The sequence below is a fragment of the Pseudomonas sp. NFX5 genome (genome assembly GCF_049132125.1).
Lineage (GTDB): Bacteria > Pseudomonadota > Gammaproteobacteria > Pseudomonadales > Pseudomonadaceae > Aquipseudomonas > Aquipseudomonas marginalis.
The window spans coordinates 170419-193661 of sequence record NZ_JAFMZG010000030.1 but is presented as its reverse complement, the minus strand read 5'-3'; the positions used below and the strand labels follow the sequence as shown (position 1 = coordinate 193661).

The window sequence follows — 23243 nt, the reverse complement described above, 5'->3', positions numbered from 1 at the left end:
GCCTTGGCAAAAACATCAGCCTTGCGACTAAACCTCGCTGAGGTTCTCGCGCAGCTCATAAGCCTGGCGCACCGGGGCAAACGAGCGCCGATGGATCGGCGTTGGGCCGAGACGGGCCAGGGCTTCCAGATGAACGGGCGTCGGATAGCCTTTATGGCCCCCGATGCCGTAGCCGGGGTAAATCAATTCGAAGGCAGCCATTTCACGGTCTCGGCTGACCTTGGCCAGGATCGACGCGGCGGCAATGGCTGGAACCTTGCTATCACCCTTGACCACCGCCTCAGCCGGCATCGCCAGCTTCGGGCAACGGTTGCCATCGATCATCGCCAGTTTTGGCGTGATATGCAGGCCTTCAACGGCACGCTGCATGGCCAGCATCGTGGCGTGCAGAATGTTCAATTCGTCGATTTCTTCGACTTCGGCCCGGGCGATATGCCAGCTCAGGGCCTTTTCACAGATTTCGTCGTAGAGTTTTTCACGACGCGCTTCGGTGAGTTTTTTCGAGTCGTTGAGGCCCAGGATCGGACGGTTCGGATCCAGGATCACGGCCGCCGTCACCACCGCGCCACACAGCGGGCCGCGCCCCACTTCGTCAACACCGGCCACCAGTTCGTGGGTTTGGGCAACGAGGCTGAAATCCAGGCCTATTTGCGTGCTCATAAAGCTTCCTGTTTTTGGCCGATCAAGGTCAATACGGCGTCGGCCGCCTGGTTCGAGGCATCACGGCGCAGGGTGCGGTGAATGTCGTCAAAACCGCGGGTCTGTTCTTCGCCGCCGTCGATCAAGGGCAATAGGGTTTGCGCGAGGGCTTCGGGGGTTGCATCGTCCTGCAATAATTCCGGCACCAACAAGCGCTGGGCCAGCAAGTTGGGCAAGGAGATGTAAGGACTTTTGACCATGCGCTTGAGAATCCAGAAGGTCAGCGGTGCCAGGCGATAGGCCACGACCATCGGGCGCTTGTAGAGCAGGGCCTCCAAGGTCGCGGTGCCCGAAGCGATCAGCACCGCATCACAGGCCGCCAGGGCCAGGTGCGACTGGCCGTCGAGCAGGGTCAATGGCAGATTGCGACCGACCAGCAGCGTCTCGATTTGTGCACGCCGTTGCGGGCTGGCGCAGGGCAACACGAACCGTATCCCGGGCTTCAAGGCTTGCAGGCGCTCGGCAGCATCGAAAAACACGCTGGCAAGACGGCCCACTTCGCCGCCTCGACTGCCCGGCATCAGCGCAACGAGCGGGCCTTCGGGCAACCCCAGCTCGGCACGCGCGGCTGCACGATCAGCCTGCAAAGGAATGCTGTCAGCCAGGGTATGCCCGACAAACCTTACCGGCACGCCCTTCTCCTCGTAGAACCTGGCCTCGAACGGCAACAGGGTCAACATCAGGTCGCAGCCTTCGCGGATCTTCAACACACGTTTCTGCCGCCACGCCCACACAGAGGGGCTGACGTAGTGCACGGTCTTGATCCCGGCCTGACGCAACTTGAGTTCGATATTGAGGGTGAAGTCCGGCGCATCGATGCCGATAAACACGTCGGGCTTTTCTTCGATCAGCGTCTGGATCAGCAGCTTGCGACGAGCCAGGAGCTCACGCAGGCGACCCAGCACCTCGACCAGGCCCATGACCGACAGACGCTCCATGGGGAAGTATGACGTCAGGCCTTCGGCCTGCATCAGCGGGCCGCCGACGCCGATAAACTCCACCGCAGGGTGCCGGGCCTTGAGTGCCCGCATCAGACCTGCGCCCAAAATGTCGCCGGAAGCTTCTCCGGCCACCAGCGCGATACGCAGAGTAGCCATGATCAGCGGGTGATGCCGCGGGTCGACGCCTGGATCGAGTCACGGAACACCGCGACTTCCGGAAACAACGCTGCCGGCTCGGCCAGTTGGATCAACGCCTGGTCCACCGTCAGCCCCTGACGGTAGACCACCTTGTAGGCGCGGCGCAGGGCGTGGATCGCCTCTTCGCTGAAGCCACGACGGCGCATGCCTTCGAAGTTCATGCTGCGGGCTTCGGCCGGGTTGCCGAACACCGTGACGAACGCCGGAACGTCCTTGCCGATGGCAGTGCCCATGCCGGAAAAGCTGTGGGCGCCGATATGGCAATACTGATGCACCAGGGTAAAACCGGACAGGATCGCCCAATCGTCAACGTGTACATGGCCAGCCAACGCGGTGTTGTTGACCAGGATGCAGTGGTTGCCGATCACGCTGTCATGACCGATATGGGCATAGGCCATGACCAGGTTGTGATCACCCAGCGTGGTCTCGGCACGATCCTGCACGGTGCCACGGTGAATGGTCACGCCTTCACGGATGATGTTGTGATCACCGATTACCAGGCGGGTTTCTTCACCCTTGTACTTCATGTCCGGGGTGTCTTCGCCTACCGAGGAAAACTGGTAGATGCGGTTATGTTTGCCAATGCGGGTCGGACCCTTGAGGATCACGTGCGGCCCGATGACAGTCCCCTCGCCGATTTCCACACCTGCGCCGATGATCGACCAGGGGCCGACCTCAACGTCGGCGGCCAGTACGGCCGACGGATCGATGATTGCGCGAGGGTCAATCAAACTCATAGTTTGCGTTCCGCACAGATGATCTCGGCAGAGCACACCGGCTTGCCATCTACCGAGGCCTGGCATTCGAACTTCCAGATCTGGCGCTTGCAGCTGATGAACTTGGCTTCCAGGATCAACTGGTCACCCGGGGTAACCGGGTTGCGAAAGCGCAACTTGTCGGAGCCCACGAAATAGTAAAGCGTGCCGTCGGCAGGCTTGAGGTCGAGCATTTTGAAACCAAGGATACCGGCAGCCTGGGCCATTGCTTCGATGATCAATACGCCCGGCATGATGGGATGCGCGGGAAAGTGACCGTTGAAGAACGGTTCGTTGATGCTGACATTCTTGTAGGCACGAATGCGCTTTTCCTCAACATTCAGGTCCACTACACGGTCCACCAGCAGGAACGGGTAACGGTGAGGCAGGTATTCGCGAATCTCGTTGATGTCCATCATTTCGGGGGGAAGCCTGTAATAAAGATTGGGGGCGGGCGACTAAACGCACGCCCCGCTAGCAAATCAAGGAGGCAGTCTAGCGGCTGTGCACACTTGATATGGAAATGGTATCAGCCTTCTGATGAAGCATTACCGCCAGGGGTCACGTCCCCAACACGCTTTTCCAGCTGTTTGAGACGTCGAGCCATGTCGTCGAGCTGCCTCAAACGTGCTGCGCTCTTGCGCCATTCAGCTGCGGGCTGCATGGCGGTACCAGATGAATAGGCCCCCGGTTCGGTAATCGAGTGGGTGACCATGGTCATGCCGGTGATGAAAACGTTGTCGCAAATATCGATATGCCCCACCAGCCCTACGCCACCGGCGAGCATGCAATGCTTGCCGATCCGGGTGCTGCCGGAAATGCCTACACAGGCGGCCATGGCGGTGTGATCGCCAATCTGCACGTTGTGGGCGATCTGGATCTGGTTGTCGAGCTTCACGCCGTTACCGATCACGGTATCGGCCAGGGCCCCGCGATCGACCGCCGTGTTGACACCGATTTCCACGTCGTCGCCGATCAATACGCCGCCGACCTGGGCGATCTTGTGCCAGGCGCCTTTCGAGTTGGCAAAGCCAAAGCCTTCACCGCCGATCACCGCACCCGACTGAATGACCACACGTTCACCGATACGCACGTCGTGGTACAGGGTCACGCGAGGTGCCAGCCAACCATCGGCGCCGATTACACAGCGAGCGCCGATAAAGCAATGTGCACCGACCGTTACACCGGCCGCGATGCGTGCGCCGCTCTCGATCACCGCAAACGCACCGATGCTGGCCGCAGGGTCAACCTGGGCATCATCGGCGATAACCGCAGACGGATGAACACCACCTGCTGCCTTGGGCTTCGGGTCGAACAGATGCGACGCCTTTGCGTACGACAGGTAGGGGTCAGCCACTACCAGGGCATCCCCGGCGTAACTCTCGGCGTCAGCGGCCTTCAGCAACACGGCTGCGGCCTGGCAGTCGACCAGGTATTTACGGTATTGGGGGTTTGCGAGGAAGCTCAACTGAGCTGGGCCAGCCTCCTGCAAGGTGGCTAGCCCAGTAATTTCCTTCTCCGGGGAACCACGCAAGGTGGCTCCCAGGAACTCGGCCAACTCGCCGAGCTTGATAGTCGCGGTCATGGCTTACTTCAGCTGGTTCATGCGCTCGATCACCTGACGGGTGATGTCGTATTGAGGCTTGACGTCAATCACGGCGCCACGCTCGAACACCAGGTCAAAGGCACCTTTCTTGATGACTTCTTCCACGGCGCTGTCGAGTTTAGGCTTCAGCTGTTTCAGCATTTCACGGTCGGCAACAGCCTTGGCTTCGTTCAGCTCCTTGGATTGGAACTGGTAGTCACGGGCCTTTTGCTTGAACTCAAGCTCCAGACGCTCGCGCTCGCCTTGCTGCATCTTGTCGCCACCCGCTACCAGACGGTCCTGGATACCCTTGGCGCTGCTTTCCAACGTCTTGAGCTTGGTCAGTTGCGGACCGAATTTTTTCTCGGCATCCACGGCGTATTTCTTGGCCGCATCGGATTCCAGCAGGGCCATCTGATAGTTCAGGACGGCGATTTTCATTTCGGCGAAGGCCGGGGTGGCTACCAGCACGGTGGCCAGCAGAACCAATTGAGTCAACTTACGCACGATGTACTCCTACAGAATCCGTTGTCGTTATCTTGGGTCAGACGCTTAGAACGTCTGGCCGAGGGAGAATTGGAAAATCTGGGTTTCAGCGTTATCCGGTTTCTTGATCGGCATGGCCAGAGCAAAGCTCAACGGGCCAAGCGCAGTCACCCAGGTCACACCGACACCCACCGAGCTCGCCAGGTTGCTGAGGCTCACGTCGTTGCACTCAGTCCGTGACTTCACGCCGCTTGGGTTGGTGATCTGTTCGCACTTGGAGTCGAACACGTTACCCACATCCCAGAAGACCGAAGTACGCAGGGACCGCTGATCCTTGACGAACGGCAGCGGGAACAGGATTTCCGCACCACCCTGGATCAACACGTTACCACCGAATGGCAGCGGGTCGTTGTCGGAGTCAGCGACGGTGCCCTGGTTACCGGTCACACCAACGCCACGGCTCGGTGTACCACGTGGACCCAGGGTGCTGTCCTTGAAGCCCCGCACGGAGTTGAAGCCACCCGCGTAGTAGTTCTCGTAGAACGGCAGCCCATTGGTGGAACCATAACCGTCGCCATAGCCCAGCTCGGTGTGCAGGCGCATGGTGTAGTTATCGCTCAGCGGCTGGAACAACTGGCCACGGTAGTCGAGCTTGAAGAACGACAGGTCGCTGCCCGGCGTCGTTGCTTCCAGCGTCAGGCTCTGGGAATGACCACGGGTGGCAAGCACGCCTTTGTTCAGGGTCGACTCGGACCAGCCGGCGGACGCCTTGAAGTTCAGGAACTTGTCGCCTTCCTTGCGAGTGAAGTCGAAGATCTCGTCCACGGTGTACACACCGGTCTTGATCTCATCCTGTTGCGCAGTCAGGCCGAAGGTCAGGCGCGAGGTCTCGCTGATCGGATAACCGATGTTGGCGCCTACGCCCAGGCTGTCGATTGCATAGCTGGCTACGTCGACGTCGAGGTCTTTGTAGTCGGTGGTGCGATAGAAGGCGTTGTAGCCCAGGCTGACACCGTCCGCGGTCCAGTAGGGGTCGACATAACCGAAGTTATAACGGCTCTGGTATTCGCTTCGGGTCAGGCCGATGGACACCTTGTTACCGGTACCCAGGAAGTTGTTCTGGGTGATGGAACCACCGAGGATCAGGCCGGCACTCTGTGCGAAACCGACACTGGCGGTGATCGAACCCGACGCTTGCTCTTCCACGGCGTAGTTCACGTCAACCTGGTCATCCACACCCGGTACGGCTGGCGTTTCGACGTTCACTTCCTTGAAGAAGCCCAGGCGCTCAAGACGGGTCTTGGACTGGTCGATCAGGTAAGTCGACGCCCAGCCACCTTCCATCTGGCGCATTTCGCGGCGCAGCACTTCGTCCGCGGACTTGGTGTTGCCACGGAAGTTGATGCGGTTCACGTAGGCACGCTTGCCTGGGTCGACGACAAAGGTGATGTCCACGGTGTGGTCTTCATCGTGGGGGGTAGGCACGCCGTTGACGTTGGCGAAGGTATAGCCTTCGTTACCCAGGCGACGGGTGATCAGTTCGGACGTGGTGGTCATCAGCTTGCGCGAGAACACCTGGTCTTTCTGCACCAGCAACAGGGCCTTGACCTGGTCTTCAGGCACTTTCAAGTCGCCGCTGAGCTTAACGTCACGAACCTTGTACTTCTCGCCTTCGTTGACGTTGACAGTGATGTAGACGTGCTTCTTGTCCGGGGTGATGGACACCTGGGTCGAAGCGATATCCATGTTGATATAGCCACGGTCCAGGTAGTAGGAACGCAGGCGCTCCAGGTCACCGGAGAGTTTTTCGCGGGCGTACTTGTCATCGCTCTTGAAGAACGACAACCAGTTGGTGGTCTTGAGCTCGAACAGGTCGATCAGGTCTTCATCAGCGAACTTGGTGTTGCCCACCACGTTGATGTGCTGAATGGCCGCCACGGTACCTTCGTTGATGTTGACCTTGAGGCCGACACGGTTACGAGGCTGCGGCACGACTTCCGTTTCCACGGTCGCGGAGTAGCGACCCTGGGCAACGTACTGGCGCTGCAGTTCGTTACGCACACCTTCAAGGGTGGCGCGCTGGAAGATCTCGCCCTCGGCCAGGCCGGATTGCTTCAGGCCTTTCATCAGGTCTTCAGTGGAGATCGCCTTGTTGCCTTCGATCTCGATACTGGCGACGGAAGGTCGCTCGACGACGGTGATGACCAGGACGTTACCTTCGCGACCCAGTTGGATGTCTTGAAAGAACCCGGTTTTGAACAGCGCACGAGTGGATTCCACCAGGCGACGGTCATCAGCCTGTTCCCCGACGTTCAACGGCAAGGCACCAAAGACGCTACCCGCGGAAACCCGCTGGAGGCCGTTGACGCGAATATCGGAGATGGTGAAGGACTCGGCGTGAACTTCGGCGATCATCAATACGGTGAGAACCGCAGTTAGCAGCAGACGTTTCATGAAGTCCTTTCTTATTCCAACTGGCAATAAACAAACTGCCGCAAAATGCGGCAGATTCGCAATTCAGCGAAGCGTTACAGTCGACCCAGATCGTTGACCAAGGCTAATAACATCACCCCGACCACCAAGCTGATACCGATCTGTATCCCCCAACCCTGCACCCGATCCGACAAGGGGCGACCACGCACCCACTCGACCAGATAAAACAACAGATGCCCCCCATCCAATACTGGAATGGGCAGCAAATTCAGAACACCCAGGCTGATACTCAGATAAGCCAGGAAATTCAGGAAATCCGCGACACCCGACTGGGCAGAAGCGCCCGCCACTTTAGCAATGGTTATCGGTCCACTCAAGTTTTTTACCGAGAGCTCGCCGAACAACATTTTCTTGAGGGATTCGAGGGTCAGCACACTCATGGTCCAGGTGCGTTTTGCACCCTCGCCAATGGCCGCCAGCGGCCCGAAACTGACCTCACGCACCATCGAGGGCGGCCACTCCGGACTCTTGACGCCTGCACCCAGGTAACCCCCGGCCGCCTTGGCTTCCCCACGTACCGCCAGGGTCACGGGGACGTCGATTTGAGCACCGTCACGCTCAATTTTCAGCACAATCCTTGTATCAGGGCGTACGCGCACCAGGTCGACTACCTGCTGCCACTCACTCAACGCCTGGCCATCGAGGGCCAGCAAGCGATCGCCGGTTTTCAGGCCAGCGGCCTGGGCCGGCCCCTTCGGATCCAGCTCGGCAAGCACTGGCGGCAGCGCAGGACGCCATGGACGGATGCCCAGGGACTTGATCGGATCAGGCTCGTCAGCGCCCTTGAGCCAATGGTCCAAGGCCAACGTGCGCGGGGTCTCGGCACTGGAGTCCTGCTCACGCACCACGACGTTGACGGTGCCGCTTTCACCCAAACGACGGACCAGCTGCAAATTGACCGCGCCCCAACCCGTCGTCGGCTCACCATCAATGGAAACAATTTCCTGCCCTGCGACCAGACCTGCCTTGGCGGCGATACTATCCGCCTCGACCGCGCCGATGACAGGACGCACCTGCTCGCTGCCGAGCATGGCCAGGACCCAGAAAAACAGCATCGCCAGGAGGAAGTTGGCGATAGGACCGGCCGCAACAATGGCGATACGCTGACGAACGGTCTTGCGATTGAAGGATTGGTCCAACTGATCGGCCGGCACTTCACCTTCACGCTCATCGAGCATCTTGACGTAGCCACCCAACGGGATGGCCGCGATCACGAACTCGGTGCCATGCCGGTCGTGCCAGCGAACCAGTGGCATGCCGAAACCGACGGAAAAGCGCAGTACCTTGACGCCGCAACGACGTGCCACCCAGAAGTGGCCGAATTCGTGGAAGGTAACCAGCACACCCAGAGCAACCAGGGTGCCGACAATCATGTAAAGCGCACTCATCTAATTTCTCCGCATTCCAATCCAGTGCCCCAGGGCTCAATCGCGCCCACAAGACTAACGCGCGTTGCGGTCCAACCATTGTTCGGCCAAGGCCCGTGCCTTGGTGTCCGCCTCGAATACCGCGCCGAGGTCATTGACTGCCACCACGGGTTCAAGACCCAGGACGTCCTCGATGATACTCGCGATCTGCGGAAAGCGGATGCGCCGTTCGAGAAACGCCGCCACGGCCACTTCATTCGCCGCGTTGAGCATCGCCGGCGCGCTGTTACCTGCCTCCGCCGCCTCACGCGCCAGACGCAGGCACGGAAAACGTTGCTCATCCGGCGCCTCGAAGTCCAAGCGGGCAATGGCAAACAGGTCCAGTGGCGCCACACCGGAATCGATTCGCTCCGGCCAGGCCAGGGCATTGGCGATCGGGGTGCGCATATCCGGATTGCCCAATTGGGCCAATACCGAGCCATCCACATAGTCGACCAGTGAATGAATCACACTTTGCGGGTGAATCACCACCTCGACCTGATCCGGTCGCGCATCGAACAACCAGCACGCCTCGATCAACTCCAGGCCTTTATTCATCATGCTTGCCGAGTCGACGGAGATCTTGCGCCCCATCGACCAGTTAGGATGAGCGCACGCCTGGTCCGGAGACACCTGCTCCAACTCCCCCAAGGGAGTTTGCCGGAAAGGACCACCCGACGCGGTCAGCAGAATCCGACGCACACCCACCTGGCCCAGGCCACGAGCAAAGTCGCCGGGCATGCATTGGAAGATCGCATTATGTTCACTGTCGAGGGGCAGCAATACGGCGCCGCTCTTGCGCACCGCCTGCATGAAGAGCGCGCCGGACATCACCAGCGCTTCTTTGTTGGCCAGCAGGATCTTCTTGCCCGCATCCACGGCAGCCAAGGTCGGACGCAAGCCGGCCGCACCGACGATAGCGGCCACCACTGTATCCACCTCGGCATCGGCCGAGACCTGGCACAACCCCTCCTCCCCTACCAATACCTGAGTGGCCAGCCCGGCAGCCCGCAGGTCATCCTGCAGGCTCCGTGCCGCCGAACGCCCGGGCACCACGGCAAAGCGCGGCACGTGGCGCACGCACAGTGCCAGCAGTTCGCTGAGGCGGGTGAACCCGGTCAAGGCAAACACTTGATAGCGGTCAGGATGACGAGCGATCACATCCAGGGTGCTCAACCCTACCGAGCCGGTTGCACCCAGCACGGTCACTTGTTGCAGGCGGCTCACGAAGCGGTCATCCACAACAGCACGGCAAAGATCGGGATGGCTGCGGTAAGGCTATCGATACGATCCAGCACCCCGCCATGACCCGGCAGCAGGTTGCTGCTGTCCTTGATCCCGGCCTGGCGCTTGAACATGCTTTCGGTGAGATCACCGACCACCGAGATAAATACGACGATGGCCGTGCCCAGCAGGGCCAGGAAGATCTCCTTCGCCGACCAGTCGCGCACCAAACCCACTACAAGCGTGATCACCAGCGTCAACGCCAGGCCGCCATACACGCCTTCCCAACTCTTGCCCGGACTGACTGCCGGCGCCAGCTTGCGCTTGCCGAAGGCCCGGCCAGAGAAGTAGGCGCCGATGTCTGCGCCCCAGACCAGCACCATCACCGCCATGATCAGCCAGTTACCCATGGGCGAATTCTTGATCTCCACCAGCCCTTGCCAGGCAGGCAACAGAATCAACAAGCCAATCACCAGCTTGCTGGCGACACTGGACCACTGGCCACTGCTGCGCGGAAAAGTCAGCACCAGGTAGGTCGCAAGCGCCCACCACAGCAGCGCCGCCCCCAACACCCAAGGCACGATAATGCTCGACAGGGTGTGCATCAGAAACAGCAGCACCGCCACCACAAGGGCATACACCACACGCGGCAACTGCGCGTTGAAACCTGCCAATCGCGCCCACTCCCAGGCACCCAGGGTTACCACCAGGCCGATAAACAGCGCAAAGCCGGAGCCATCCAGCAGGAAAAACCCGCACAAGGCAATCGGCAACAGTATCAGTGCGGTGATGATTCGTTGTTTAAGCATTTAAACCCGGGCTCCAGCTTCGATCTGCTCACTCGTTTTACCGAAGCGACGCTGACGGGAAGCGAAATCGGCCAGCGCAGTGCGCATGGCATCGTGTTTGAAGTCCGGCCAGAACAGGTCGGAGAAGTACAACTCGGTATAGGCCAATTGCCATAAGAGGAAATTGCTGATGCGATGCTCACCACCGGTACGGATACACAAGTCAGGCAACGGCAGGTCGCCGGTCACCAGGCAGGTCTGTAACAGTTCAGGCGTGATGTCGTCCGGCCGCAGATGACCGGCCTGCACTTCGCGGGCCAGTCGCTGCGCAGCCTGGGCAATATCCCACTGGCCACCGTAGTTGGCCGCGATTTGCAGCACAAAGCGGTCAGTGCCGGCAGTGATCGCCTCGGCTTCACGCATGGCCGCCTGCAGTTCCGGGTGAAAGCGCGAGCGGTCGCCGATGATGCGCAGGCTGATGTTGTTGTCATTCAGGCGCTTGGCCTCACGACGCAGGGCCTTGAAGAACAGATCCATCAAGGCACTGACTTCTTCGGCGGGCCGCTGCCAGTTTTCACTGGAGAACGCGAACAGGGTCAATACCTCGACCTTGGCCTCGGCACACACCTCGATCACGGCCCGCACCGCATCGACACCCGCCTTATGCCCGGCGACACCCGGCATAAAGCGTTTCTTCGCCCAGCGATTATTCCCATCCATGATGATCGCGACATGGCGCGGCACCACGGAGGGCACAGTCTGCTTGGTCTTTTCCATGAAGGCGTCCTGACCCCTTATACGGCCATCAGGTCCTTTTCTTTTTCGTCGGTTGCCTGGGTGATCTTCGCCTCGGCTTCCTTGGTCAGCTTGTCGATATCGGCGACGGCACGACGCTCTTCGTCTTCGCTGATTTCCTTGTCCTTGACCAGCTTCTTCAGCTCGCCCAAGGCATCACGACGAATGTTACGCACTGCAACCCGTGCATCTTCAGCCGCGCTGCGGGCCTGCTTGGTGAAGCCCTTGCGGGTTTCTTCAGTCAGGGCCGGCATGGAGATCAGCAGCAACTCACCCAGGTTGGTGGGGTTGAGGTTCAGGCCGGCGCTCTGGATGGCCTTGTCGACTGCCGCGAGCATGTTGCGCTCGAAGGCCACGACCTGCAGGGTGCGCGAATCCTTTACGGTAACGTTGGCCACGCCGCTCAGCGGGGTATCAGTGCCGTAATAAGGCACCATCACGCTGCCCAGGATGCTCGGGTGCGCCTTGCCGGTACGAATCTGGCCGAATGCGTGGCTCAGAGACTCCAGGGATTTCTGCATACGCGCTTGGGCGTCTTTCTTGATTTCGTTGATCATTGTTGGCCTTCCTCGATCAGAGTCCCTTCCGCGCCGCCGTGTACGATATTCAGCAGGGCACCGGGCTTGTTCATGTTAAATACGCGCAGCGGCATCTTGTGGTCGCGGCACAGGCAAATAGCCGTCAGGTCCATCACGCCCAGCTTGCGATCCAGCACTTCATCGTAGGTCAGATGATCGAACTTCTCGGCATGCGGGTCTTTGAATGGGTCTGCGGTGTACACGCCATCTACCTTGGTCGCCTTGAGCACCACGTCGGCATCGATCTCGATGGCGCGCAGGCAAGCAGCCGAGTCCGTGGTGAAGAACGGGTTGCCGGTACCGGCAGCGAAGATCACCACCTCTTTGGCGTTCAGGTGGCGCATGGCTTTGCGACGATCATAGTGATCGGTCACACCCACCATGGAAATAGCCGACATCACGATAGCCGAGATATTGGCACGCTCCAGGGCGTCACGCATGGCCAGGGCGTTCATCACAGTGGCCAGCATGCCCATGTGGTCGCCGGTGACCCGATCCATGCCGGCCGCACTCAATGCCGCGCCGCGGAACAGGTTACCGCCACCGATCACCAGGCCGACCTGCACGCCGATGCCGACCAACTGGCCGACTTCCAGCGCCATGCGGTCGAGCACCTTGGGGTCGATCCCGAACTCTTCCGAGCCCATCAGGGCCTCGCCGCTAAGCTTGAGTAGAATGCGTTTATAGCGAGCCTGATAACCACTGCCCTGCTGAGCCATTGCGAATCTCTCCTGCGGCGTATTTTTAAAAAATTCTTGGCGAGCCGTTTACGGCTTGCGTTCACTCTAGCTGGACGCTCTCACAGCGCCATCGGAACACGGCTTTGTAAGCCAGTTCCGAGGGTAAGCCAAATTAAATCGGCCTGCCCATTTGAAAAGAGGCTGCGCGCGTGAGCGGGCAGCCTCTTTCGGGCGACAGTTAAAAACTGTCTTATTGCTTGGCGGCAGCCAGCTGGGCAGCAACTTCTTCAGCGAAGTTGTCGACCGGCTTCTCGATGCCTTCGCCTACCTTGAAGTAAGTGAAGGAAACGATTTCAGCACCGGCTTTCTTGGCCAGTTCGCCAACCTTGATTTCAGGGTTCTTGACGAACGCCTGCTCAACCAGGCTTGCCTCAGCCAGGAACTTGCTGATACGGCCCTTGACCATGTTTTCAACAATGTTTTCTGGCTTGCCTTTGATTTTTTCTTCGTTCAGCTGCAGGAACACCGCTTTTTCACGCTCGATCGCTTCGGCAGAAACTTCCGAAGGCAGCAGGAACTCAGGGTTGCTGGCCGCTACGTGCATAGCGATGTCTTTGGCCAGCTCAACGTTGCCGCCCTTCAGGACCACTGCAACGCCGATCTTGTTGCCGTGCAGGTAACCACCGACAACATCACCTTCAACGCGCACCAGGCGACGGATGTTGACGTTTTCGCCAACCTTGCCGACCAGTACCAGGCGATCAGCTTCTTGAGCGGCGATCAGCGGAGCGACGTCAGTCAGCTTGTCGGCGAACGCTTTTTCAACGCTGGCAGCAACAAATGCCTTGAAGTCGTCCTGCAGGGCCAGGAAGTCGGTCTGGGAGTTCACTTCCAGCAGAACAGCAGACTTGCCGTCTTCTTTCAGAGCGATAGCGCCTTCAGCAGCCACGTTGCCTGCTTTCTTGGCAGCCTTGATGGCGCCGGAAGCACGCATGTCATCAATGGCTTTTTCGATGTCGCCGTCAGCCTTTTCCAGGGCTTTCTTGCAATCCATCATGCCTTCGCCGGTACGCTCACGCAGTTCTTTAACCAACGCTGCAGTAATTGCTGCCATTTTCAAATTCCTCTTGGATAGGTTTTCAACCATTCCACCCGATCGAACGGGGGATCAATTCTTCCCGAACCACCCTTGTTAGCCGCTGCACGTTACAGGTGATGTAGCTGCGCTGCTGACAAATGGTTTTCGAGGTGGCAAAAAGGGGGCCAAGCCCCCTTTTTGCTTACTGAGTCAACGCCAGGGCGTCAATTACTCAGCTGCGGCTACCGGAGCTTCTTCAACGAACTGCTCGGTGCCACCAGCAACGTGGTTGCGACCACGGATGACAGCGTCAGCCATCGAACCCATGTACAGCTGGATGGCGCGGATGGCGTCATCGTTACCTGGGATGATGTAGTCAACGCCTTCCGGGCTGCTGTTGGTATCGACTACGCCGATAACAGGGATGCCCAGCTTGTTGGCTTCGGTGATCGCGATGCGCTCGTGATCAACGTCGATAACGAACAGTGCGTCAGGCAGACCGCCCATGTCCTTGATGCCACCCAGGGAACGATCGAGCTTTTCCAGGTCACGAGTGCGCATCAGCGCTTCTTTCTTGGTCAGCTTGGAGAAAGTACCGTCTTCGGCCTGCACTTCAAGGTCACGCAGACGCTTGATGGAAGCACGGATGGTTTTGAAGTTGGTCAGCATGCCGCCCAACCAGCGGTGATCGACGTACGGCGAACCGCAACGTGCTGCTTCTTCAGCAACGATCTTGCCAGCGGAACGCTTGGTGCCGACGAACAGGATCTTGTTTTTGCCCTGGGCCAGGCGCTCTACGAAAGTCAGAGCTTCGTTGAACATTGGCAGGGTTTTTTCAAGGTTGATGATGTGGATCTTGTTACGCGCGCCGAAAATGTATTTACCCATTTTCGGGTTCCAGTAACGGGTCTGGTGACCGAAGTGCACACCGGCCTTCAGCATATCGCGCATGTTGACTTGGGACATGATAGTTCCTTAATAAGTCGGGTTTGGCCTCCACGTATCCCAATGACCAACCAGCGGCATCAAGGCCTCCGGCACCCAGGTCATCGTGTCGACACGTGTGTGGATTTAAGCTTTTCGGGGTATCCCCGGAAAGCGGCGCATTTTATACCACACGAAGGGCGAAAACGAAACACGCAATCACATTTGGCCTGGGCGACGTGTACGCAAGCCTTTGAATAGAGCCGATATAACCCCATCTGATAGAGAGAAGCGATCGTCGGGGGCTCATGATTTGCCGCCCGCGTCTGTTAGAATCGCGTTTTTTGGCGCTTGTGCGAGTTCTGCAACCTTTTGTCGCACGCCCGTAAACCGTATTGATTTCAGCGCATCGCGCTAGAGAGAGCCTGTATGACCGTTAGTTTGAAAACCGCCGAAGACATCGCCGGCATGCGCATTGCCGGCAAACTGGCTGCCGATGTGCTGGAAATGATTGCCGAGCACGTCAAGCCCGGCGTTACCACGGAAACCCTGAACCAGATCTGCCACGACTATATAGTCAATGTGCAGGGCGCCATTCCTGCGCCGCTGAACTACAAGGGCTTCCCCAAGTCGATCTGTACTTCGGTCAATCACGTGGTCTGCCACGGGATTCCGGGCGACAAGCCGTTGAAGGACGGCGACACCCTGAACATCGACGTCACCGTGATCAAGGACCGCTACTTCGGCGACACCAGCCGCATGTTCCACGTCGGCACCGTGCCGGTGTGGGCCGAGCGCCTGTCCCAGGTCACCCAGGAATGCATGTACAAGGCCATCGAGATCGTCAAGCCTGGCTGCCGCCTGGGCGACATCGGTGAAGTGATCCAGAAGCACGCCGAAAAGAACGGTTTCTCGGTAGTGCGCGAATTCTGCGGTCACGGTATCGGTACGGTCTTCCACGAAGAACCGCAGATCCTGCACTACGGCCGCGCCGGCACCGGCATGGAGCTCAAGGCAGGCATGACCTTTACCATCGAGCCGATGATCAACCAGGGCAAGGCCGACACCAAGGTGCTGGGCGACGGCTGGACCGCCATCACCAAGGACCGCAAGCTCTCGGCCCAGTGGGAACACACCCTGCTGGTCACCGAGACCGGCTACGAGATCTTCACCCTGCGCGCCGACGACACGATCCCACGCGTTTCGGCGTGAAGGGCTGCCAAGGTTTTCCCAAACTGTGTTGTGACTGACTGATAGATAGAAAGGAAAGCCGATCAATGCCCCAGGTGGATCCCGAACTCTTCGATCGTGGCCAGTTCCAGGCCGAGCTGGCACTGAAGGCGAGCCCCATCGCCGCATTCAAAAAGGCGATCCGCCAGGCCCGCGAGGTGCTCGACGAGCGCTTTCGCAGCGGCCGGGACATCCGCCGGCTGATCGAAGACCGCGCCTGGTTCGTCGATAACATCCTGCAAAAGGCCTGGGAACAGTTCAGCTGGAGCGAAGACGCCGATATTGCCCTGGTAGCGGTCGGCGGCTACGGTCGTGGCGAGCTGCACCCGTACTCCGACATCGACCTGCTGATCCTGCTGGACAGCGCCGACCATGAGATCTTTCGCGATTCCATCGAGCGCTTTCTGACACTGCTGTGGGACATCGGCCTGGAAGTCGGCCAGAGCGTGCGCTCGGTGGATGAGTGCGCCGAAGAGGCCCGCGCCGACCTGACCGTCATCACCAACCTGATGGAAAGCCGCACCATCGCCGGCCCCGAGCGCCTGCGCCAGCGCATGCTCGAAGTCACCAGCACCGCGCACATGTGGCCGAGCAAGGATTTCTTCCTGGCCAAGCGTGCCGAGCAGAAGGCCCGGCACCACAAGTACAACGACACCGAATACAACCTCGAACCCAACGTCAAAGGCTCGCCGGGCGGGTTGCGCGACATCCAGACGATTCTGTGGGTCGCACGTCGCCAATACGGCACCCTGAACCTGCGCGCCCTGGCCGGAGAAGGCTTCCTGGTGGAGAGCGAAAACGCCCTGCTGGCATCGTCCCAGGAATTCCTGTGGAAAGTGCGCTACGCCCTGCACATGCTCGCCGGGCGCTCCGAAGATCGCCTGCTGTTCGACCACCAGCGCTCCATCGCCACCCTGCTGGGGTTTGAAGGCGAAGACGCGAAGACCAGCATCGAAAGCTTCATGCAGCAGTACTACCGGGTGGTCATGAGCATTGCCCAGCTCAGCGACCTGATCATCCAGCATTTCGAAGAAGTGATCCTCGCTCCGGAAGACGAAGCACCGCCGCAGCCGATCAATTCGCGCTTCCAACTGCACGACGGCTATATCGAGGCACGCAACGACAACGTGTTCCGCCGCACTCCGTTCGCCATGCTGGAAATCTTCGTGCTGATGGCCCAGCAGCCGGAAATCAAGGGCGTACGCGCCGACACCATCCGCCTGCTGCGGGAAAACCGTCACCTGATCGACGATGACTTTCGCAACGACATTCGCAACACCAGCCTGTTTATCGAGCTGTTCAAGTGCAAGATCGGCATCCACCGCAACCTGCGGCGCATGAACCGCTATGGCATCCTCGGGCGTTACCTGCCGGAGTTCGGGTTTATCGTCGGGCAGATGCAGCACGACCTGTTCCACATCTACACCGTAGACGCCCACACCCTCAACCTGATCAAGCACCTGCGCAAGTTGCAGTACACCCAGGTGTCAGAGAAATTCCCGCTGGCCAGCAAGCTCATGGCCAAGCTGCCCAAACCGGAGTTGATCTACCTGGCCGGCCTGTACCACGACATCGGCAAGGGCCGGCATGGCGATCACTCGGAAATCGGCGCAGTCGATGCCGAGGCGTTCTGCCAACGCCACCAACTGCCGTTGTGGGACAGCCGCCTGATCGTGTGGCTGGTGCAGAACCACCTGGTGATGTCGACCACCGCCCAGCGCAAGGACTTGTCCGACCCGCAGGTGATCCACGACTTCGCCGGGATCGTCGGCGATGAAACCCGCCTCGACTACCTGTACGTGCTGACCGTTTCCGACATCAACGCCACCAACCCGACCCTGTGGAATTCCTGGCGCGCCAGCCTGTTGCGCCAGCTCTACACCGAGACCAAGCGCGCGCTGCGCCGTGGCCTGGAAAACCCGGTGGACCGCGAAGAGCAGATCCGCCGCACCCAAAGCGCCGCCCTGGACATCCTGGTGCGCGGCGGCAACGACCCGGACGACGTCGAGCAACTGTGGTCGCAATTGGGGGACGATTACTTCCTGCGCCACACCGCCGGCGATGTGGCCTGGCACAGTGACGCGATCCTGCAGCAGCCGGCCGATGGCGGCCCGCTGGTGTTGATCAAGGAAACCACCCAGCGCGAATTCGAAGGTGGCACGCAGATCTTCATCTATGCGCCCGACCAGCACGACTTCTTCGCCGTGACCGTGGCGGCCATGGACCAGCTCAACCTGAACATCCACGACGCACGGGTGATCACCTCCAGCAGCCAGTTCACCCTCGACACCTATATCGTGCTCGACACCGAAGGCGAGTCCATCGGCGATAACCCGGCGCGGGTGAAAAAGATCCGCGAAGGCCTGACCGAAGCCCTGCGTAACCCCGACGACTACCCGACGATCATCCAGCGCCGGGTACCGCGTCAGCTCAAGCACTTTGCCTTTGCGCCCCAGGTGACCATTTCCAACGATGCGCAGCGCCCGGTGACCGTGCTGGAACTCAGCGCGCCGGACCGGCCAGGCCTGCTGGCACGGATCGGCGGCATTTTCCTGGAATTCGATTTGTCACTGCAGAACGCCAAGATTGCGACCCTCGGCGAGCGCGTGGAGGACGTGTTCTTTATTACCGATGCCGATAACCAGCCGCTGTCCGACCCGGAGCTGTGCCTGCGCTTGCAGGCGGCGATCGTGCAGCAGCTGAGCGTGCCCCAGGAACCCGGTGTCGAGCTGACGCGCCTGACGATTTGATACCAGGAGCGGCCTACCGCTCCCCTCCCAGTTTTTAACGCCTTGCACGAGATCCACCGATGAACAACGCCCTGAACCAGCTCCAGCCCTACCCGTTCGAAAAGCTGCGCGCCCTGCTGGGCAGCGTCACGCCGAACCCGGACAAGCGCCCGATCGCGCTGTCCATCGGCGAACCCAAGCACAAATCGCCGCAGTTCGTTGCCGATGCCCTGGCCAACAACCTCGACCAGATGGCGGTCTACCCCACCACCCTGGGCATCCCGGCCCTGCGGGAGGCCATCGGTGCCTGGTGCGAACGCCGCTTCGACGTACCCAAGGGCTGGCTGGATCCGGCGCGCACTATCCTGCCGGTCAACGGCACCCGTGAAGCGCTGTTCGCCTTCACCCAGACCGTGGTCAACCGAGGCGACGACGCGCTGGTGGTCAGCCCGAACCCCTTCTACCAGATCTACGAAGGCGCCGCGTTCCTGGCCGGGGCCAAGCCGCATTACCTGCCATGCCTGGATGAAAACGGCTTCAACCCGGATTTCGACGCGGTATCGCCGGACATCTGGAAACGCTGCCAGATCCTGTTCCTGTGCTCCCCCGGCAACCCGACCGGTGCACTGATCCCGGTCGACACCCTGAAAAAACTCATCGCCCTGGCCGACGAATATGACTTCGTTATCGCCGCCGACGAGTGCTACAGCGAACTGTACTTCGACGAACAAACCCCGCCACCGGGCCTGCTCAGCGCGTGCGTCGAGCTGGGCCGCCAGGACTTCAAGCGTTGCGTGGTGTTCCACAGCCTGTCCAAGCGCTCCAACCTGCCAGGCCTGCGCTCCGGTTTTGTCGCGGGCGACGCCGAGATCCTCAAGGGTTTCCTGCTGTACCGCACTTACCATGGCTGTGCGATGCCGGTGCAAACCCAGCTGGCAAGCATCGCGGCCTGGCAGGACGAGGCCCATGTGCAGGCCAACCGCGACCTGTACCGCGAGAAGTTTGATGCCGTGCTGGCAATCCTCAAGCCGGTGCTGGACGTACAGGCCCCGGACGGCGGCTTCTACCTGTGGCCGAATGTGCAAGGCGATGATGCCGCGTTCTGCCGCGATTTGTTCGTGGAGGAACACGTGACCGTGGTGCCGGGTTCTTACCTGTCCCGGGAAGTGGATGGCGTCAACCCCGGGGCTGGCCGTGTGCGCCTGGCGCTGGTTGCACCGCTGGCCGAGTGTGTGGAAGCGGCCGAGCGGATTCGGGCTTTCATTCAGCGTCGTCGATAGGCAACCGGGTCATTTCATCTGGCCCAGATTCGCCTCACTCATATCCAGCTCCGCCAACACTTCCCTCAAAACGTCATCACCAATTTGGTGATGACGGCTCAAGCTGTACAACTCCAAGCGTTGCGCACGCAGGGCCTTGAGCCGCAGTTTTCGCTCGAGCAGGTCCATCTGCATCGCGAGCGCCTGGGCTTCGGCTGAGTCGTTGAACACTTCCAACTGATGGCGGTATTCCGACATCAACCGTGCCTTTAGCTCCGTAGCCAGCGCCGCCTGGGCGGCGTCGGACGTTTCCGAGTCTAAGGGCTCTTCCGCCTCCAGTGCGTGAATCGCTGCCACGGCGGTTTTTTTCCAGGCCTCGCGCACTTCGTTATGGCGCTTTTCGTCCGGACTTTTTTCAACGCCCCGCAAGAGCAGCGGCAGGGCGATGCAGGCGGCGATCAGCGACAGCAGGATCACACCCGCTGCGATAAAGATCAGCAGGTCGCGCTCGGGGAAATCCTGGCCTGGCACCAACAGCAATGGCACCGACATTACACCGGCCAGGGTCACCGCACCGCGCACACCGCCCACGGTCAACAGCCAGCAGGAACGCGCAGTGGGCACCAGGGTCAACTCACTTTTCCCACGCAGTCGCCGGAGCAAACCCGATAGGCGCCAGATGCTCTGCACCCAGATAAAACGCAGCACCACCAACACCAGGAAAATCGCAATCACATCCAGGCAGCGATACAACAAGGTGGGCCACAGCGTCGGCTCATGACTGGCCACGGCCTTGATGATGTCCGGCAATTGCAGGCCCAGCAGCAGGAAGATCAGGCCATTGAAGGCAAACTCCAGCAATGACCAGACACTGCGATTGAGCAGGCGCGTGCTGGTCTGGCGAGGCAGCAGGTCGAGCCAGCTTTGCATCATGCCCGCCGCGACCGCCGACAAGATGCCCGAGGCGCCGAGGCGTTCGGCCAACACGTAGGCCGCAAACGGCAGCAGCAACATGAACACCACATGCGTTGCCGGATCATCCCAGCCCCGGGCAATCATCCAGGCGCGCAGGCGGCCGACCAGCCAACTCAGCGCCACCCCCACCGCCAGGCCGCCCAAGGCCACCAAGACAAAGGTCAGGCTGGCATCGGCCAACGAGAACACACCGGTCAACGCGGCCGCCAAGGCGAACTTGAAGGTCACCAGGCCCGAGGCGTCATTCATCAACGCTTCGCCCTGGAGCATATGCATCAGCGGCGTCGGCAAGCGGTTCTGGGCAATTGCCGACACGGCCACGGCATCGGTGGGCGACAACACGGCCGCCAGGGCGAAGGCCACCGGCAGTGGGATCGTCGGCAATAGCCAATGAATGAAGTAGCCGGCACCGACCACGGTGAACAGCACCAACCCGACGGCGAGTGTCAGGATCGGCCCACGCAGGCGCCACAATTCGCGCTTGGGCATGCGCCAGCCATCGGAGAACAGCAGCGGTGGCAGGAACAGAAACAGGAACAGCTCCGGGTCCAGCGCCACATGCAGTCCCAGCGTGGGCCAGGCCAGCAAGGCGCCGGCGGCAATCTGCACCAGGGGTAACGGCAGGGGGATGACACGCCCGACCAGACGCGAAACGCTGACCAGCATCAGCAGGATAAGAACGGTGTAGGCGGTTTGCATAACGCGGGTTTCCCGGACGATCGGCTTGCAACGACACACATCAGGCAACAACTGGCCGTTGAAGTGCCATATTACCCGGCTATCTTACCGGCCTATGCTGCGCGCTGGCTTTTGCACAAAAGTCGCACGCTGCTGACGAGCGGCACCCAAAATCTCTGGGCGTGGCATAATCCGTGACCTTTCATTTTCATTGGCACTTGCATCAGTAAAGCAGGGGGGGCAATTCCTTGACCGCTTCAAGCAAAACGTTGCACCTTTTCGGCATCAAAGCCTGCGACACCATGAAAAAGGCGCGCACCTGGCTCGACGAGCACGCGGTGAGCTATGAGTTCCACGACTACAAAACGGCCGGTATCGACCGCGAACACTTGACCCAATGGTGCAACGAGCACGGTTGGCAGGTGGTTTTGAACCGTGCGGGCACCACCTTTCGCAAACTCGAAGACGAACGCAAAGCCGATCTCGATCAGTCGAAAGCCATTGAATTGATGCTCGCACAACCTTCGATGATCAAGCGCCCGGTGCTTGATCTCGGCGACAGAACCCTGATTGGCTTCAAGCCAGATAGTTATTCGGCGGCCCTCAAGTAGGCCAGCCCTTCCATTTTTGTAGAGGTAACAGCATGTCCAATTCCCTGTTCAGCCTGGGCTTCGGCGTCGGCACTCAGAACCGCCAAGGTGCTTGGCTGGAAGTGTTTTACGCACAACCCCTGCTCAACCCATCGGCTGAAATCGTTGCCGCCATCGCGCCGATCCTCGGCTACAGCGAAGGCAACCAGGCAATCACCTTCACCGTCGCCCAGGCCCTGCAACTGGCCGACGCGCTCAAAGGCGTCGACGCTACCCAGGCCGCCCTGCTGAGCCGCCTGGCCGAAAGCCACACGCCGCTGGTCGCCACCTTGCTGGCCGAAGACGCCGCACTGACGTCCACCCCGGAGGCCTACCTCAAGCTGCACCTGCTGTCCCATCGCCTGGTCAAGCCGCATGGCCTGAGCCTCGCTGGTGTGTTCCCGCAACTGCCGAACGTGGCGTGGACCAGCCAGGGCGCGATCGACATCAACGAGTTGGCCGAACGCCAACTGGAAGCCCGCCTGCGTGGCGAGTTGCTGGAAGTGTTCTCGGTGGACAAGTTCCCGAAAATGACCGACTACGTGGTGCCGAGCGGCGTGCGTATCGCGGATGCCGCGCGTATCCGCCTGGGTGCCTACGTGGGCGAAGGCACCACCGTGATGCATGAAGGTTTCGTCAACTTCAACGCCGGCACCGAAGGCCCGGGCATGATCGAAGGCCGTGTATCGGCTGGCGTGTTCGTCGGCAAGGGTTCGGACCTGGGCGGCGGTTGCTCGACCATGGGCACCCTGTCGGGCGGCGGCAACATCGTGATCAAGGTCGGCGAAGGCTGCCTGATCGGCGCCAACGCCGGTATCGGTATCCCATTGGGCGACCGCAACACCGTGGAGTCGGGCCTGTACGTCACCGCCGGCACCAAGGTTGCGCTGCTGGACGAGTCGAACCAACTGGTCAAGGTGGTCAAGGCCCGTGAGCTGGCCGGCCAACCCGACCTGCTGTTCCGCCGTAACTCCGAGACCGGTGCCGTGGAGTGCAAAACCCACAAATCGGCCATCGAACTGAACGAAGCGCTGCACGCTCACAACTAAGCAGCCACTCGATGCCACTGGCGGGCCCCGACCCTGGGGCCCGCTTATACGAGTCTTGAACACC

General features: G+C 60.2%; 21 protein-coding genes. 5 read left to right on the top strand and 16 right to left on the bottom strand.

The features are described from left to right. Positions 1-27: 27 nt before the first annotated feature. The 15 genes from rnhB to rpsB all read right to left on the bottom strand — a co-directional run bounded on the left by rnhB (position 28) and on the right by rpsB (position 14672). Positions 28-660: a ribonuclease HII gene (gene rnhB, locus J1N02_RS20350; protein WP_027604470.1), complete on the bottom strand. Its 633-nt coding sequence runs from the start codon at positions 658-660 to the stop codon at positions 28-30. Next, positions 657-1796, bottom strand: coding sequence for a lipid-A-disaccharide synthase (lpxB, locus tag J1N02_RS20345; protein WP_027604471.1), 1140 nt, complete (start codon positions 1794-1796; stop codon positions 657-659). The genes rnhB and lpxB overlap by 4 nt, the downstream gene beginning before the upstream one ends. Before the next feature lie 2 nt (positions 1797-1798). Continuing rightward, entirely contained in the window at positions 1799-2575 is a 777-nt protein-coding gene (lpxA, locus tag J1N02_RS20340; protein WP_027604472.1) for an acyl-ACP--UDP-N-acetylglucosamine O-acyltransferase, read from the bottom strand. Further along, entirely contained in the window at positions 2572-3012 is a 441-nt protein-coding gene (gene fabZ / locus J1N02_RS20335) for a 3-hydroxyacyl-ACP dehydratase FabZ (RefSeq protein ID WP_003172281.1), read from the bottom strand. The genes lpxA and fabZ overlap by 4 nt, the downstream gene beginning before the upstream one ends. 110 nt (positions 3013-3122) lie before the next feature. Next, on the bottom strand, positions 3123-4178 hold the full coding sequence (gene lpxD, locus J1N02_RS20330; protein ID WP_027604473.1) for a UDP-3-O-(3-hydroxymyristoyl)glucosamine N-acyltransferase: 1056 nt from the start codon (positions 4176-4178) through the stop codon (positions 3123-3125). Positions 4179-4181: 3 nt separating this feature from the next. Further along, positions 4182-4685 (bottom strand): OmpH family outer membrane protein, encoded by a 504-nt coding sequence (locus J1N02_RS20325; RefSeq protein ID WP_003219314.1) that lies wholly within the window; start codon positions 4683-4685, stop codon positions 4182-4184. A 45-nt stretch (positions 4686-4730) separates the two neighbouring features. Continuing rightward, positions 4731-7118, bottom strand: coding sequence for an outer membrane protein assembly factor BamA (gene bamA / locus J1N02_RS20320; RefSeq protein ID WP_421147665.1), 2388 nt, complete (start codon positions 7116-7118; stop codon positions 4731-4733). A gap of 74 nt (positions 7119-7192) precedes the next feature. Continuing rightward, positions 7193-8545: a sigma E protease regulator RseP gene (gene rseP, locus J1N02_RS20315; protein WP_108573951.1), complete on the bottom strand. Its 1353-nt coding sequence runs from the start codon at positions 8543-8545 to the stop codon at positions 7193-7195. A gap of 54 nt (positions 8546-8599) precedes the next feature. Beyond that, positions 8600-9790 (bottom strand): 1-deoxy-D-xylulose-5-phosphate reductoisomerase, encoded by a 1191-nt coding sequence (ispC, locus tag J1N02_RS20310; RefSeq protein ID WP_027604476.1) that lies wholly within the window; start codon positions 9788-9790, stop codon positions 8600-8602. Then, positions 9787-10596 carry a phosphatidate cytidylyltransferase gene (locus J1N02_RS20305; protein WP_421147664.1) on the bottom strand — a complete coding sequence of 270 codons (810 nt, stop codon included), beginning with the start codon at positions 10594-10596 and terminating at the stop codon, positions 9787-9789. Before J1N02_RS20305 ends, ispC begins: the two co-directional genes overlap by 4 nt. Further along, positions 10597-11352 carry a polyprenyl diphosphate synthase gene (uppS, locus tag J1N02_RS20300; protein ID WP_027604478.1) on the bottom strand — a complete coding sequence of 252 codons (756 nt, stop codon included), beginning with the start codon at positions 11350-11352 and terminating at the stop codon, positions 10597-10599. Between the two features lie 17 nt (positions 11353-11369). After that, a complete protein-coding gene (gene frr / locus J1N02_RS20295) occupies positions 11370-11927 on the bottom strand; it encodes a ribosome recycling factor (protein ID WP_027604479.1) in 558 nt (185 codons plus the stop codon). Beyond that, positions 11924-12667: a UMP kinase gene (gene pyrH / locus J1N02_RS20290; RefSeq protein WP_003172271.1), complete on the bottom strand. Its 744-nt coding sequence runs from the start codon at positions 12665-12667 to the stop codon at positions 11924-11926. Before pyrH ends, frr begins: the two co-directional genes overlap by 4 nt. 211 nt (positions 12668-12878) lie before the next feature. Next, positions 12879-13742 (bottom strand): translation elongation factor Ts, encoded by an 864-nt coding sequence (gene tsf / locus J1N02_RS20285; RefSeq protein ID WP_027604480.1) that lies wholly within the window; start codon positions 13740-13742, stop codon positions 12879-12881. Between the two features lie 192 nt (positions 13743-13934). Next, on the bottom strand, positions 13935-14672 hold the full coding sequence (gene rpsB / locus J1N02_RS20280; RefSeq protein ID WP_421147663.1) for a 30S ribosomal protein S2: 738 nt from the start codon (positions 14670-14672) through the stop codon (positions 13935-13937). Between the two features lie 387 nt (positions 14673-15059). Here rpsB and map point away from each other — a divergent pair, with 387 nt between their 5' ends. The 3 genes from map (at position 15060) to dapC (ending at position 19869) form a co-directional block, all read left to right on the top strand. Then, positions 15060-15842, top strand: coding sequence for a type I methionyl aminopeptidase (gene map, locus J1N02_RS20275; RefSeq protein WP_012722594.1), 783 nt, complete (start codon positions 15060-15062; stop codon positions 15840-15842). Positions 15843-15907: 65 nt separating this feature from the next. After that, on the top strand, positions 15908-18610 hold the full coding sequence (locus J1N02_RS20270) for a [protein-PII] uridylyltransferase (RefSeq protein ID WP_027604481.1): 2703 nt from the start codon (positions 15908-15910) through the stop codon (positions 18608-18610). Between the two features lie 59 nt (positions 18611-18669). Then, the gene (gene dapC, locus J1N02_RS20265) at positions 18670-19869 is read left to right on the top strand and encodes a succinyldiaminopimelate transaminase (RefSeq protein WP_027604482.1); all 1200 of its coding nucleotides are present in this window, start codon (positions 18670-18672) and stop codon (positions 19867-19869) included. Between the two features lie 9 nt (positions 19870-19878). On the opposite strand, the gene J1N02_RS20260 is transcribed toward dapC, so the two are convergent. Further along, complete coding sequence (locus J1N02_RS20260; protein WP_065948797.1) at positions 19879-21522, bottom strand: Na+/H+ antiporter; 1644 nt, start codon at positions 21520-21522, stop codon at positions 19879-19881. A gap of 281 nt (positions 21523-21803) precedes the next feature. Between J1N02_RS20260 and J1N02_RS20255 the strand changes: the two genes are divergently transcribed. Beyond that, positions 21804-22112 (top strand): arsenate reductase, encoded by a 309-nt coding sequence (locus J1N02_RS20255; RefSeq protein WP_231982825.1) that lies wholly within the window; start codon positions 21804-21806, stop codon positions 22110-22112. A 32-nt stretch (positions 22113-22144) separates the two neighbouring features. Next, positions 22145-23179, top strand: a complete 1035-nt coding sequence (dapD, locus tag J1N02_RS20250; protein ID WP_027604485.1) for a 2,3,4,5-tetrahydropyridine-2,6-dicarboxylate N-succinyltransferase — start codon at positions 22145-22147, stop codon at positions 23177-23179. Positions 23180-23243 lie beyond the last annotated feature (64 nt).